This window comes from Bordetella sp. (assembly GCF_057362025.1).
In genome coordinates this window covers 82,477-97,124 of the sequence record NZ_JBMQQZ010000100.1, presented here as the reverse complement: position 1 = coordinate 97,124, position 14,648 = coordinate 82,477, and the positions used below count along the sequence as shown (strand labels likewise).

The window sequence follows — 14,648 nt, the reverse complement described above, 5'->3', positions numbered from 1 at the left end:
GTCGACCTCTACTGGTGCTCCAGGAACTCGGCCAGCACCCGGCCGGTGTGGGAACGGTCGCGCAGGGACATGACGTGCTCCGGCGATCCTTGCGCCACCAGCTGGCCGCCGCCGGTGCCGCCCTCGGGGCCGAGATCCAGCAACCAGTCGGCTTCGGCGATGACGTCCAGGTTGTGCTCGATCACCACCACCGTGTTGCCGGCCTCCACCAGGCGGTGCAGCACGTGGATGAGCTTTTCCACATCCGCCATGGAGAGACCCACGGTGGGTTCATCCAGCACATACAGTGTATGCGGCGCGCGCGACGCGCGGCCCGTGGTAATGACGCCTTCGGTCAGGCGCGCCTTGGACAGTTCCGTGACCAGCTTGATGCGTTGCGCCTCGCCGCCCGACAGTGTCGGCGAAGGCTGGCCCAGCGTCAGGTAGCCCAGCCCGACGTCCTGCATGAGTTGCAGCGGGCGCCGCACCTTGGGGTGCGCCTCGAAATAGGCGAGCGCGTCGTCCACTTCCATGGACAGGACTTCGCCGGCATGCTTGCCGCGCAACTGCACGGAGAGCGTATCGGCATTGAAGCGCGCGCCGTTGCAGGCGTCGCAGGGCACCTTCACATCGGGCAGGAAGTTCATTTCGATGGTGCGCATGCCCTGGCCTTCGCAGATCGGGCAGCGGCCGTCGCCGGTGTTGAAGGAAAAGCGGGCCGGAGTCCACCCGCGCATGCGGGCTTCCCGCGTGTCGGCGAACTGCTTGCGTACTTCGTCCCAGAAGCCGATGTAGGTGCTGGGGCAGGAGCGCGGCGTTTTGCCGATGGGGGTCTGGTCCACTTCCAGCACCCGGTCCAGTACCTCCCACCCGACGATGCCGGTGCAGCCCTTCCAGGCCGGCGCCTTGCCTTGCGATACCGCGTGCAGCAGGTTGTCGAGCAGGACTTCGCGCGCCAGCGTGGACTTGCCCGAACCGGACACGCCGGTCACCACGCTGAGCCGGCCGATCGGCAGCCGCGCATTGACGTTGTGCAGATTATGCAGGTGCGCGTTGCGGATTTCGATGAAGGGCGTGTCCTTCTCGACGGCCCGCCGGCCTTGCAGGGGGTGGCGCAGGGGCTGCGCCAGATAGCGTCCGGTCACCGATTCGGGCGCCGTCATCAGGTCCTGCGCGGTGCCCTGCGCGACCACACGGCCGCCACGCACGCCGGCGCCGGGGCCGATGTCGATGATGTGGGCCGCGCGGCGGATGGTGTCGTCGTCGTGTTCGACCACCACCAGCGTATTGCCGTTGCCTTCCAGCTTGCCCAGCGCATCGAGCAGGATGCGGTTGTCGCGCGGATGCAGGCCGATCGTGGGTTCGTCCAGCACATAGCAGACGCCCTGCATGTTGGAGCCGAGCTGCGCGGCCAGGCGGATGCGCTGCGCTTCGCCGCCGGACAGCGTCGGCGCGGACCGGTCCAGCGCCAGGTAATCCAGCCCGACTTCCTTCATGAAGTTCAGTCGGCTGCGGATTTCCTGCAGGATGTCGCGCGCGATTTCCGCTTCGCGGCCGCGCAGCACCAGGCCCTCGAAAAATGTATGCGCTTCGCTGACCGCCATGCCGGCCAGCTGCGCGATGGAGCGGTCGCGCCAGCGCACCGCCAGGGCAACGCGGTTCAGGCGCTGGCCATGGCAGGTCGGGCAGACCTGGGCCTCGCCGGCGCCGTCGGTCCAGTAGCTTTCCTCGCCGGTCTGCTCTTCGTCGAACTCGGGAATGACCACGCCGGCGCCATAGCAGGTGGGACACCAGCCGTGCTTGGAGTTGTACGAGAACATGCGCGGATCCAGCTCCGGGAAGCTGACGCCGCTGATGGGGCAGGTTCGCTTGGTCGAGAAATGCGCCTGCTCCAGCGGGGTATTGGGGTTGTCGCGCAGGTTGTCCAGCGGCCACAGCACGCTGAGCGCGCCTTGGCCGTACTCCAGTGCCCGCTTGACGGCGTCGCGCAGGGCGGCTTCGTTGGCGGGATCGACCTGTACGTCCGCGACCGGCAGTTCGATGGTGTGTTCGCGGTAGCGATCCAGGCGCGGCCAGGGACTGACCGGCGTGAATTCGCCATCGACGCGCAGGTGCGTGTGGCCCTTGCCACCCGCCCATTTCGCCAGGTCGGTGTAGTAGCCCTTGCGCGCGGTGACCAGCGGCGCCAGGATGCCGATGTGCTGGCCCGCACGGTCGCGCATGATGCGCGCGACGATCTGCTCGGGCGTCTGCGGTTCCACCGGCACGTTGTAGTCGGGCGAATACTGCACCCCCAGCTTCACATAGAGCAGGCGCAGAAAGTGGTGGATTTCCGTCATCGTGGCGACGGTGGACTTCAGGCCGCCGCGGCTGGTGCGCTGGGCGATGGCCACCGTCGGCGGTATGCCGAAAATCGCGTCGACGTCCGGCTTGCCCGCGGGCTGCACGATGGCGCGGGCATAGGCGTTCAGCGATTCCAGATAGCGGCGCTGTCCTTCGTTGAACAGGATGTCGAAGGCCAGCGTCGATTTGCCCGAGCCCGACACACCGGTGATCACCGTGAATTTGTCGCGCGGGATCTCCACGTTGACGTTCTTCAGGTTGTGCTCGCGCGCATTGCGGATCTCGATGGCTTGCGCGGCGCGTCGGCGTACGGCCGTCTGCAGCGGCGTACCGCCGTCGCGGTTGGCGTAGACGGGCGCGGGTTCGGCCACTGCCGTGCCTGCGGAGCCGGGCCGTGCCGCCGGCACGATGGCCGTTTCATAGTCGCGCAGCGCCGCGCCGGTGTGCGAGGCGGGGTTCTTCATCAGGTCGGCCGGTGTGCCGACGCCCACCAGCAGGCCGCCGGCGTCGCCGCCCTCCGGCCCCAGGTCCAGCAGCCAGTCGGCCGCACGGATCACATCCAGGTTGTGCTCGATGACCAGCAGGGTGTGGCCGGCGGCCAGCAACTGGCGGAAGGCGCGCATCAGTCGCGCCACGTCATCGAAATGCAGGCCGGTCGTCGGTTCGTCGAACAGGAACAGGCTGCCTTTCTTGGCGACCTTGGCCGTCGAGATCCCGCTGCGGGCGGCCTCGGCCAGGTGGCCCGCCAGTTTCAGGCGCTGCGCTTCGCCGCCGGACAGGGTCGGCACGGGCTGGCCCAGGCGCACGTATTCCAGGCCCACGTCGGCCAGCGGCGCCAGGCCGGTCTGTACGTCGCGCAAGCCCTTGAAGAAGTCCAGTGCCTCGCTGACCGTCATGTCCAGCACCTGGTCGATCGAGGCGCTCTTGCCCAGGTGCTCGACGCGGACCTGCAGCACCTCGGCACGGAACCGTTTGCCATCGCAGTCCGGGCAGCGCAGGTAAACGTCGGAGAGGAACTGCATTTCGACGTGCTCGAAGCCGGTGCCGCCGCAGGTCGGGCAACGCCCTTCGCCGCTGTTGAAGCTGAACATTCCGGCCGTATAGGCGCGCTCCTTGGACAGCGGCGCCTGCGCGAACAGTTTGCGGATTGCGTCGAAGGCGCCGACGTAGCTGGCCGGGTTGGAGCGTGCCGTCTTGCCGATGGGCGCCTGGTCGACCAGCACCACATCGGCGATCTGCTCCGAGCCCAGCAGGCGCGCATGGGCGCCGGGCGCCTCCGAAGGCCTGCCCTTGAGTTTCAGCAGGGCGGGATACAGGACGTCCTGTACCAGCGTGGACTTGCCCGATCCCGAGACGCCGGTGACGCAGACCAGCCGGCCCAGCGGGATTTCGACGGAAACGTTTTTCAGGTTGTGCGCGTTGACGCCTTCGAGCAGCAGGCGCGGCGTGTTGGCCGCCACCGGCATGGGACGCGGCGCCTCCACGCGCTGGCGGCCGCCCAGGTAGTCGCCGGTCAGCGTACGCGCCTCGCGCAACTGCGCCGGCGTACCGTCGAATACGATATGGCCGCCGCGTTCGCCCGGTCCCGGGCCGATATCGATGACGCGGTCGGCGGCCACCATGACCTGCGGGTCGTGTTCCACCACCACCAGCGTATTGCCGGCATCGCGCAGCCGGTGCATGACCTCCACCACGCGATGCATGTCGCGCGGATGCAGGCCGATCGACGGCTCGTCGAGCACGAACAAGGTGTTCACCAGCGAGGTGCCCAGCGCGGTGGTCAGGTTGATGCGCTGTACCTCGCCGCCCGACAGGGTGCGGCTCTGCCGGTCCAGCGTCAGGTAGCCCAGCCCGACGTCGCAGAGGAACTTCAGGCGCGCGCGCACTTCCGTCAGCAGAAGATCGGTCGCGGCATCCAGCACGCCGGCGAAGGTCAGGCGGTCGAAGAAGATGCGTACCCGTTCGATGGGCAGCAGCATCAGGTCATGGATGGATAGCCCGTCCAGCAGGTTCAGCAAATCGTCCGACCAGTTCGCCTGCACGGGCTTGAAGCGCCGGTAGCGGCCCTCGGTGGGCGGGAGCACGGCATCGGCCTCTGCCTTGCTGCCCACGCGCCACAGGAGGGCGTCGGGTTTCAACCGCGATCCATGGCAAACCGGACACGGCGTGTAGCTGCGGTACTTCGACAGCAGCACGCGCACATGCATCTTGTAGGCCTTGGTTTCGAGCCAGGCGAAGAAGCGCTGCACGCCATACCACTGCGTTTTCCATGCCTGGCCGCCGCCCTTGAAATCCGGGTCGCCGTGCAGGATCCAGTCGCGCTGCGCGGGTGTCAGGCTTTTCCAGGGAACCGACAGGGGCACGCCCGCCTTGGGCGCGTATTTCTGCAGATCGTCCTGGCATTCCTTGTAGCTGGCGGTCTGCCAGGGCTTGATGGCGCCTTCCAGCAGCGTCTTGTTCTCGTCGGGCACCACCAGGCCGAAGTCGATGCCGATCACGCGGCCGAAGCCGCGGCAGGTCTCGCAGGCCCCCAGCGGCGAGTTGAAAGAAAAAGAGCTGGGCAGCGGATCCGTGTATTCGATATCGCAATCGGCGCAGTGCAGGCGATCGCTGTATTTCCAGACCTGCGCGTCGTTGCCGTCGTCGTCCAGCACATGCACGGACAGGTGGCCGGCGCCCATGCGCAGGGCGGTGTCCAGCGCTTCCATCGCGCGGTCGCGTTCCACCGATCCGAAGCGGAAGCGGTCCTGCACCACGTGCAGCACGCGCTGCGGCACGCCGGTATCGCCCGCCTTGGCCTTGCCCGCCTTGGTTTTCGTTTTCTTCGCGCCGTCGCCGACCGTCGCCGGCAATGCGGGCTCGCCCTGCTGGGCGTGGACGCGGGTGTAGCCCTGCTGTTCCAGGAAGCCGCGGACCTCTTCCTCGGTGAAGTTGGCCGGCACCTTGATGGGGAAGGTGACCACCAGGCGGCGGTCGTCCGCGCCGGCCGTGCGTTCCTGCAGCGAGCGGAAGATCGAATCGGCCGTGTCGCGCCGCACCGGCAGGCCGCAGCCGCGGCAATACAGCCGCGCGCCGCGCGCGAACAGCAGTTTCAGGTGGTCGTTCAACTCCGTCATCGTGCCGACCGTGCTGCGCGAGCTGCGCACCGGGTTGGTCTGGTCGATGGCGATCGCGGGCAGGATGCCTTCGATGCGGTCGACCTGCGGCTTGTCCATGCGGTCGAGGAACTGACGGGCGTAAGGGGAGAACGTCTCGACGTAGCGGCGTTGCCCTTCTGCATAGAGCGTATCGAAGGCCAGGGAGCTCTTCCCCGAGCCGGATACACCGGTTACGACGACGAATTCGCCGGTGGCGAACGATACGTCCAGGTTTTTCAGGTTGTTCTGGCGAGCGCCAACGATGCGGATTTCGGATGTCATTTTCGTATCGTAGCCTGGGTGTCAATAGGGGCCCGCCTATGCCTTGCGGCGGGTGGGGATTAGGCGCCCGGCGATAGCCGGACACTTGGCCGGCCGGGCTTCGCTGTGGAATAATCCGTCTATATTGTGGAATATGTGACCACATTGTGGACAATTCATCCCAGGTGGCGGGGACCGCCGCCTTCTCCAAATTCATGGCGGTATTGCAGTCCGTGGCCGACGCCCCGGGCCCCGTCGGCATGGCGGACCTGGTGCGCGCTTGCGGCTACCCGCGCGGTACGGTCTACCGCATCGTGGCGGCGCTGGCACAGCAAGGCCTGATCGCGGAAGCCCAGGGTAGCGGTCCCGGCGGCACTGCGCGCTACGGTCTCGGTCCGCGCCTGCTGCAACTGGCCAGCCGGGCCTGGTCGGAATTGGACCTGCGCGCCGCGCTGGCCGACGATTTGCGGACGCTGCGCGACGAAACAGGCGAAACCGTGCACCTTGCCGTGCCGGCCGGCACGGAAATGATCTATATCGATAAGCTGGAAAGCCAGGGTCCCGTGCGCATGGCCTCGCGCGTGGGCGGCCGCCTGGCGCTGCATTGCACGGCCGCCGGCAAGGCCTACCTGGCCGCGTTGCCGGAAGGCGAGGCAGGCTCGCTGGTGGCGGCGCTGGAACTCGCCGCCCGCATGCCCAATACCCTTACCGATCGCGATGCGCTACACCGGGAACTGGCGGTCATCCGGCAGCGCGGCTATGCCGTCGATGACGAGGAGAACGAGCGCGGCATCGTTTGCTACAGCGTGGCCGTCACCGGCAAGGGGGGCAGGCCTTTGGCCTGCGTCAGCGTCAGTACGCTGCAATTTCGCCAGCAAGGCGCGGCATCGTCGCGCTATATCGCACCGCTTATGCGTTTGCGCGATGCCGCGCACGCCAGATTCAGCGCCTGGCCGGCCATTGCCGGCGGCGCCTTTTTCCGAGAGGACCCATGAACGCGACGACTCCCTCCCAAGATGCCCGCGCCGCCAAGCGCCAGGCCCTGCTGGCCGCCCGCGTGGTGCCCGTGCTGCGCTACGGGGATGCCGGCACCGCTGCCTATGCCGCCGAAGTCGCCATCGCGGCGGGCTGCACCACGCTGGAATTGACGTGGACCATTCCGGGCGTCATCGACCTGGTCAAGGCCCTGCGCGACAAGCACGGCGATCGCCTGCTGATCGGGCTGGGTACGGTCCTGACCGAAACCCAGGCGCGCGACGCCCTGGTCGCCGGTGTCGATTTCCTGGTGTCCCCCGGACTGGTGCCCGAAATGGTGCCGCTGGCGCATGCCGCGTCGGCCTTGTGCCTGCCGGGGGCTTTTACCCCTTCCGAGGTCATCCAGGCGCGTCGCGCCGGGGCCGACCTGGTCAAGATCTTTCCCGCGGAGACCGGCGGCCCCCGCCATCTGGCATCGCTGAAGTCGGTGTTTCCGGACACGGACTTCTGCCCCACCGGCGGCGTGACGGAAGAAAACATGGGCGACTACTTCAAGGCCGGCGCCTCGCTGGTCGGCATCGGCAGCAACCTGTACGACAAGGCGGCATTCGCCGCCCGCGACACCGCCGCCCTGGTTGCCCAGATCCTGCGTATCCGCGAGGCTGCCCATGCCTGATTTCGACATCGTCGGCCTGGGCGAACCCCTGATCGAATTCAACCAGACGCGCCCGGGCCAGCCCGAATTCCTGCAGGGGTTCGGCGGCGACACCTCCAACGCCATCATCGCGGCGGCGCGCCAGGGCGCCCGCTGCGCCTACCTGACCCGGGTCGGCGCGGACACGTTCGGCGAACAGCTTCTGCAACTTTGGCGCGACGAGCAGGTCGATACCAGCGGTGTGATGATCGATCCGCAGGCGCACACCGGCCTGTACTTCGTGCAGCATGGCCCGGAAGGCCATGTGTTCAGCTATATGCGGCACGGCTCGGCCGCCAGCCGCATGCATCCGGAGGACCTGCGGCACGACATGGTGGAACGCGCGGCCTTCCTGCACGTGTCCGGCATCAGCATGGCCATCAGCGCCAATGCCTGCGATACGGTATTCGCCGCCATCGAGCGGGCGCGGGCGTCCGGCGGCCAGGTCTGCCTGGATTCCAACCTGCGCCTGCGCCTGTGGCCGGTCGACCGGGCGCGCGCCATCCTGCGCGAAGCAATGCGCATGGCCGATATCTTCCTGCCCAGCATGGACGACATGCGGCATTTGACCGGGCACACCGATCCGGCTGCCACGCTGGACTGGATCCGCGATGCCGGCGCGAGCGGGATTGTCATCCTGAAGATGGGTCGCGACGGCGCGGTGCTGGATGACGGACGAAACCGCCATCTCGTCGCCGGCGTGGCCGTGGAGGCGGTCGACGCCACCGGGGCCGGGGACTGCTTCGCCGGTACCTTGCTTGCCCGTCGCGCCCGGGGTGACGACTGGGCCGCGGCGGTCCGGTATGCCAATGCCGCCGCCGCGCTGTCCACCCGGGGGTACGGGGCGGTGCAACCGCTGCCGACGCCGGCACAGGTCGAGGCCTTCCTGCCAGGCGGTGCCGGCACCCGCTGACGTTGGGCGGATAGGGACAAAAACGGGTAGAATGCCGGGTTCCCCTAATTCGGCGCCACCGGAATCCCCGCTGGGCGCAAATTGCAACCCGGACTGTAGATTGGAGATTCGTCATGGCTGAACGCAAACGCGTGCGTCGCAACACCCTGGAACGTCGTTGCCTGGGCAAGGCTTTCAAGCGCCTGTTCGTGAACTCGCCCAAGGGCGTGTTCAAGATGCTGGAAAAGATCAAGCGCGCCTGATCCGCATCGCCGGCGGGCCGCCTCGCGGCGCCTTCGGTACCAAAAAAGCCGCCGGTTTATCGACCGGCGGCTTTTTTCGTCGTCTCCAGTGGCGGGCGGCCATCGGGCCGCGTCCGCATGCTTATGCGCCATCCCCATTGGCCGGCGTCAGCCGCGGAATGATGAAGTCCATGAAGGCCCGCGTTTTCGCCGGCAGGATGCGCGAGGGGAATACCGCGTAGACGGGCAGCGGGGCGGCCGACCATTCCGGGAGCACGCGGTGCAGCGTGTGCTCCCGCGAAATCCGCCCGTGCGTCGCCGCATAGACCGGCAGTGGCGCGATGCCCAGTCCCATGCTGGCGAAATCGCTCAGCAGCCCCATGTTGTTCGCCATCAGGCGGCCGTACACCGGGACGCGTTCGACCACGCCGTCGCGGCTCAATATCCAGGTGGAGCTGAACTCGCTGGAGCCGCTGCGCAGGCATTCGAAACGCGCCAGGTCGGCCGGGGTTTCGGGCTCGCCGTACCTGGCGACGTAGTCATCCGAGGCGTACAGATGCCGCTTCAGTGCCATCAGTTCGCGGACTTCCATGCCGTCGGCCGGCGGCGGCTCGCCGAAGCGCAGCATGATATCGAAGGGGGCCGCGTGCGGGTCGGCCGAACGCAGGCTCAAATCGAGCTCGCATTCGATTTCGGGGTATTCGTCGGTGAACGCGTGCAGCGATTCGGGCATCAGCAGCATCGCCAGGCTGTTGGGCAGGCAGACGGTCAGTTTGCCTTCCGGGCGCGACGAGCGCGAAAACAGTTGTTCATGGGCGAAGCGGGCTTCGTCCACCAGCCCCTGGCAGCGTTCGAAATACTGCGTCCCGGCCTCCGTCAGGTCCAGCCGCCGCGTGTTGCGGTTCAGCAGCCGCATGCCGACCGCGCGCTCCAGCTCGCTGATGCGGCGCGATAGGGTGGACGTCGGGATGTTCAGTGCGCGCGCCGCCAGGCTGAAGCTCTTGCGGCGCGCCACTTCTACGAAAAGCGCGATGTCGTTCAGTTGAACCGTGGCAGCGTCCATACGTCTCGGTGCGGGTCGGCGCGGCGCGCCGGGGGATGGGCCGGATTTTACTTCGGCGCGCGTGCCGCAAACCGCGCCGCGGCGGCCCGCGCTGTGTTCCGGTCGCCAGCCGGCGCCGCTTTCAGTCCACGGCGCCCAAATAGGCTTCCATGACTGCGGGATGGCGCTGGATCTCCGCGGGCGTGCCCTCGGCAATTTTTTGTCCGAAGTCCATCACGATGACCCGATCGGCCAGCGACATGACGAAATCCATGTCGTGTTCGACCAGCAAAATGGCCATCCCGCCCGCGCGCAGCTTGGCCAGCAGGGCCGCCAGCTCGCGCTTTTCATGGTGCCGCAGGCCGGCGGCCGGCTCGTCCAGCAGCAGCAGGCAGGGGTCCGCCGCCAGCGCGCGCGCCACTTCCAGAATGCGCTGGCGGCCCAGCGGCAGCGCGCCGGCTTCATCATGCATGTGCGCGCCCAGCCCCACGCGTTCGAGTTGCCTTGCCGCTTCGGCCAGCAGCCTCGCTTCTTCGCGCCGATCGGCGCGCCAGGACGATGCCCAGATGCCGTGCGTCCCGCGCAGGTGCGCCCCCAATGCCACGTTGTCCAGCACGCTCATGCGCGGCAGCAGCCGCACGTGCTGGAAGGTGCGGCTCATGCCCTGCGCGGCGATATGGCGCGCGTCGCGTCCCGCGATGGGCTCGCCCTGGAACAGTATGGATCCGGACGTCGGCGTATCGATGCCCGACAGCAGGTTGAACAGGGTGCTCTTGCCCGCGCCGTTGGGTCCGATCACGGCAAGGATCTGCCCGGCTTCCACCGCGAGCCCGATGCCATCGTTGGCCACCAGCCCGCCGAAGCGCCGTGTCAGGCCGGCAGCCTCCAGTACCACGTCGCCGCGCGGCGGCAGCGGCCGGCGCGGCAGCGGCTCGGCGGACATATTGATGCACCGCGCTTCGCGGGCCACAGGCACCCGTCGGGCGATGGCCGGCCACAGGCCGCCGCGTGCGCGATGCAGCACCAGCACCATGCCGAAGCCGAATACGATGATTTCGAAATTGCCGTTCTGCCCGAGCAGGCGTGGCAGCCAGTCCTCCAGCCACTGCCTGGCCAGTGCGAAGACGCCCGCGCCGGCCAGGGCGCCCCATACGTGCGCTGCGCCGCCGACCACCGTCATGAAGAGATACTCGATGCCCATTGGCAGGCCGAAGGGCGTCGGGTTGACGAAGCGCTGCATATGCGCGTACAGCCACCCGGATGCGCAGGCCTGCAGCGCCGCGATGATGAAAACGGCGGCGCGCGTGCGCGTCGTATCCACGCCCATGGCTTCGGCCATCACGCGGCCGCCGCGCAGCGCCCGGATGGCGCGGCCCTGGCGCGAATCCATCAGGTTGAGGGTGGTCCAGACGGCAAGCATCAGGAACAGCCAGATCATGTAGTACATGCCGCGGTCGCCCAGTGCCAGTCCGGCGATGCGCAAGGGCGGGATGCCGCCGATGCCGCTGAATCCGCCCAGTCCCGGTATGGCGGCGAAGGCGAGATACAGGCTCAGGCCCCAGGCGATCGTGCCCAATGGCAGGAAATGGCCTGACAGGCGCAGCGTGATCGCACCCAGCAGGCAGGCCAGTACGAAGGCCAGCGCGAGCCCCGCGGCCAGCGCCAGCCAGGGCGAGGCGCCCAGCCACGCCAGCCATGCGGGCAGCGATGCCGCGCGCGTGGCCAGCAGCGCGGCGGTATAGGCGCCGACGCCGACGAAAGCGGCCTGTCCGAAGCTGGTCAGCCCGGCAACGCCCGTCAGCAGCACCAAACCCAGCACCACCAGCGCGTGCAGGCCGATGGTCTCGAGCAGGCTGACGTAGAAGGGCGGCAGCAGCCAGGGTGCGACGGCCAGTATCGCCAGGAATGCGGCCACCAGCCGCCGGGGCGTCAGGGCATCGCGCATCGGGCCTTCCCCAGGGCGGTCATTCCGTTTCGTCCTCGATGGCGCCGTGGCGCAGCGAACGCCACAGCAGGAACGGGATGATCAGCGTAAAGACGATGATTTCCTTGTAGGCGCTGGCCCAGAACGCAGAGAAGGACTCGACCAGTCCCACCGCCAGCGCGCCGATGACGGCCAGCGGATAGCTGGTCAGGCCGCCCACGATGGCGGCGACGAACCCCTTCAGGCTGATCAGGAAGCCCGAGTCGTAGTACAGGGTCGTGGCCGGGCCGACCAGGATGCCCGAGCAGGCGCCCAGCGTCGCGGCCAGCAAAAAGACCGCCCGTCCCGCGAACTCCGGCGAGATACCGACCAGGCGCGCGCCCGCGCGATTATCGGCGGCGGCCCGCAAGGCGCGGCCGGGCAGCGTGCGGCCGAAGAAGCGGTACAGGGCCAGCATCCACAGCAGCGATACCGCCACGATCCATAAAGTCTGGCTGGCGACGCTCGCCGGTCCCAGTGCATAGCGCGCGTCGCTGAACGGCGCCGCGCGGGCGCCCTCCGGCCCGAACGCCAGCAGGCCCAGGCCGACCAGGGCCAGGTGTACCGCGATCGAGACGATCAACAGGATCAGCGTCGACGCATCCGCGATGGGCTGGTAGAAAAGCCGATAGAGTTGCGGCCCCATGGGCGCGACGATGGCCAGCGTCAGCACGGCCTGCAGCCAGACCGGCAGCGACGCCAGCGGCAGCAGCCACAGCGAGCCGGCCAACAGGAAGGGATAGGCCGTCCGGCCGGCCAGGCGGACCGGCCGGATCGTCGCGCTGCCCCGCGCGCCGGCCCGCGCATCCGCGATGGCCTCGGCCACGGCGAAGGCGCACAGAAGCCAGACCAGCGCGGGCATGCGGCCGTTCTGCATCGCCGCCATGCACAGCGCGCCGTAGACCACGAACTCGCCCTGCGGGATCAACAGCACGCGCGTGACGGAAAAGACCAGCAGAATGCACAAGGCCAGCAGCGCATAGACCGCGCCGTTGGCCACGCCGTCCTGGCCCAGGATCAGGGCGATCTGCGCGTTCATGGGCGGCTACTTCAGCAATGCCCAGTCGCCGTTCTTGACCGTAATCAGGACGCGGCCGCGTTCGTCGAATCCGCTGTGGTCCTGCTGCGTCATGTTGTACACGCCCTGCGTGCCGACCAGGTCGCGGGTCTGTTCCAGCGCATCGCGCAGGGCGGAGCGGAAGGCCGGCGTGCCCGGTTTGCCGGCCTGCTCGGCCACCGGCACGGCGTGCTGCAGCAACAGCCCGGCATCGTAGACGTTGGCGCCGAAGGTGGCGGGCGTCGTGCCGTAGCGCTGGCGATAGGCATCGATATAGGCGGTGGCGACCTTCTTGGATGGGTTGTCGTCCGGGATCTCCGGCAGGACCAGCATGAGGCCGGCCGCCAGGATGGTGCCTTCCACCTTCTTGCCGCCCAGCTTCAGGAAATCGGGCAGGGCTGCGCCGTGCGTCTGGTAGAACTTGCCGTGATAGCCCAGGTCCACCAGCGTGGTTTCAGGCAGCACGCTGGCGCCGCCCGGCGCGGCCACCAGCACCGCGTCGGGCTTGGCTGCCAGCAGTTTCAGCGCCTGCCCGGTAACAGAACTGTCCGTGCGCACATAGCGTTCGTTGGCGACGATCGCGATATGGTGACGCGCGGCCAGATCGGAGAAAACCTTGTACCAGTTCTCGCCGTAGGGATCGTTCAAACCGATGAACCCGACGGTTCTTATCCCCGAGCCGGCCATGTGCTGCACCAGGGCCTTCGCGATGATGTCGTCGTTCTGCGTGGTCTTGAATACCCACCTCTTCTGGGCGTCCATCGGCAGTACGGCGGCGGCGGAGCCTACCGGCGCCAGCAGCGGCACGCCGGCTTCGGCGACGAATGGCAGGATGGCCAGGGTGTTGGGCGAGCCGGGCGGGCCGATGATCGCATCGACGCGGTCTTCGTTGATCAGCTTGCGGACGGCCGTGACGGATTGCGACGTATCGCTGGCGTCGTCCAGTACGATGTACTCCACCGTCAGGTCGCCGATGCGTGTCGGCAGCAACGGCACGGTGTTCTTCTGCGGGATGCCGACCAGCGCCGTGGGGCCGGTCGACGATGTCACGACACCGATTTTCATTTGCGCGTAGCCTGGCAGGGCAAGGCAGGCGGCCAGCAGCGCCAGGGTGGCGCGCAGGACTTTGGACGGCATGGCGGGCTCCAGCGTGGGGACGGGGGAAGACGATGCCCGCTATTGAACCATGCCGGCAGCGCGGAGTGGGCCCGCGGCATGGCCGGGCGTCCGTGCGGCGGCGGGATCGGCGCGCATGCCGCGCGGCACCGGCGCGGCGCCCGCTATGCCGTGCGGCCGGCGCGGGACGCTTTTCCTGATCGACCGGGTCTAGTGGCGCGGCGCGCCGTTGCCGGGCGCGGGCTCGTCGTCATCGTCGTCCTCGTCCTCGTCATCGTCATCGTCATCGTCATCGTCATCGTCTTCGAGCGCGGCGAGGTCCTCGTCGGACAGCGCAAACGGCAGCACATCGGCCAGCGTATCGGACCAGGCGGATTCTTCGCCGTCCTGGTCCAGTTTGACGAAGCGTTCGCCTTCTGTCAGGGTGATCTGGATGGCCCACAGGTACAGGCAGTCGTAGGCCTGTTCGTCGGTACCCGTAAGGCCGCCGCGGCTGCCCAGCAGCCTGGCATCCGGGCCGCCCATCTGGACGCGCACGGGCTCGTGCTCGCCGCTTTCCAATGCATCCTCTTCGAGCGGTATGCCGAAAGTGACCCATTCGAGGCCGTCGGTCGCCGTACCGACTTCCGCCAGCACGGGTTTGCCCAGATAGGCGCTGAGCGCATCCGCCGTCTTGGCCAGCATATCGAGCTCGGCGGCCTGGAAGCGGGAAATGGAATCGGGAGGGGTGGCTGAAGCTGACATAAGCGTTCCTGCTGCTGCGTGGTCGCGTCTTGCGAAACGCGTGTCCGGAGTTGTAAGAATATCGAAAGACCGGCAAAAGGAGAATCGGCCGGCGTGCCGTCCCTGCTTTTTCTTTCTTTCCGTTGATTGCAATGCGTCGCTGGCGGTACGCGCCGAAGACCCCGTGGGCCGACACGGCCTACAATTCCGTTTCGATCGGACAA

At 67.7% G+C, this 14,648-nt stretch carries 10 protein-coding genes; 4 read left to right on the top strand and 6 right to left on the bottom strand.

What is annotated here, in order from left to right:
* Positions 1 to 8: 8 nt before the first annotated feature.
* Positions 9 to 5,741, bottom strand: coding sequence for an excinuclease ABC subunit UvrA (uvrA, locus tag ACO1P8_RS22715; protein ID WP_486298104.1), 5,733 nt, complete (start codon positions 5,739 to 5,741; stop codon positions 9 to 11).
* Between the two features lie 143 nt (positions 5,742 to 5,884).
* Here uvrA and ACO1P8_RS22710 point away from each other — a divergent pair, with 143 nt between their 5' ends.
* The 4 genes from ACO1P8_RS22710 (at position 5,885) to ACO1P8_RS22695 (ending at position 8,544) form a co-directional block, all read left to right on the top strand.
* Positions 5,885 to 6,715: an IclR family transcriptional regulator gene (locus tag ACO1P8_RS22710; protein WP_486298155.1), complete on the top strand. Its 831-nt coding sequence runs from the start codon at positions 5,885 to 5,887 to the stop codon at positions 6,713 to 6,715.
* A complete protein-coding gene (locus tag ACO1P8_RS22705; RefSeq protein WP_486298103.1) occupies positions 6,712 to 7,371 on the top strand; it encodes a bifunctional 4-hydroxy-2-oxoglutarate aldolase/2-dehydro-3-deoxy-phosphogluconate aldolase in 660 nt (219 codons plus the stop codon). The genes ACO1P8_RS22710 and ACO1P8_RS22705 overlap by 4 nt, the downstream gene beginning before the upstream one ends.
* Positions 7,364 to 8,302 carry a sugar kinase gene (locus ACO1P8_RS22700; protein WP_486298102.1) on the top strand — a complete coding sequence of 313 codons (939 nt, stop codon included), beginning with the start codon at positions 7,364 to 7,366 and terminating at the stop codon, positions 8,300 to 8,302. The genes ACO1P8_RS22705 and ACO1P8_RS22700 overlap by 8 nt, the downstream gene beginning before the upstream one ends.
* A 113-nt stretch (positions 8,303 to 8,415) precedes the next feature.
* A complete protein-coding gene (locus ACO1P8_RS22695) occupies positions 8,416 to 8,544 on the top strand; it encodes a hypothetical protein (RefSeq protein ID WP_254925996.1) in 129 nt (42 codons plus the stop codon).
* A gap of 121 nt (positions 8,545 to 8,665) precedes the next feature.
* Here ACO1P8_RS22695 and ACO1P8_RS22690 read toward each other — a convergent pair whose 3' ends face one another.
* From ACO1P8_RS22690 to ACO1P8_RS22670, 5 genes are all read right to left on the bottom strand, one after another.
* Entirely contained in the window at positions 8,666 to 9,586 is a 921-nt protein-coding gene (locus ACO1P8_RS22690; protein ID WP_486298101.1) for a LysR family transcriptional regulator, read from the bottom strand.
* A 121-nt stretch (positions 9,587 to 9,707) separates the two neighbouring features.
* A complete protein-coding gene (locus ACO1P8_RS22685) occupies positions 9,708 to 11,510 on the bottom strand; it encodes a branched-chain amino acid ABC transporter ATP-binding protein/permease (RefSeq protein ID WP_486298100.1) in 1,803 nt (600 codons plus the stop codon).
* A gap of 19 nt (positions 11,511 to 11,529) precedes the next feature.
* Positions 11,530 to 12,567 carry a branched-chain amino acid ABC transporter permease gene (locus tag ACO1P8_RS22680; protein ID WP_486298099.1) on the bottom strand — a complete coding sequence of 346 codons (1,038 nt, stop codon included), beginning with the start codon at positions 12,565 to 12,567 and terminating at the stop codon, positions 11,530 to 11,532.
* A gap of 6 nt (positions 12,568 to 12,573) precedes the next feature.
* Positions 12,574 to 13,722 (bottom strand): ABC transporter substrate-binding protein, encoded by a 1,149-nt coding sequence (locus ACO1P8_RS22675; RefSeq protein ID WP_486298098.1) that lies wholly within the window; start codon positions 13,720 to 13,722, stop codon positions 12,574 to 12,576.
* Positions 13,723 to 13,911: 189 nt separating this feature from the next.
* Complete coding sequence (locus ACO1P8_RS22670; protein ID WP_486298097.1) at positions 13,912 to 14,445, bottom strand: hypothetical protein; 534 nt, start codon at positions 14,443 to 14,445, stop codon at positions 13,912 to 13,914.
* Positions 14,446 to 14,648: the final 203 nt, after the last annotated feature.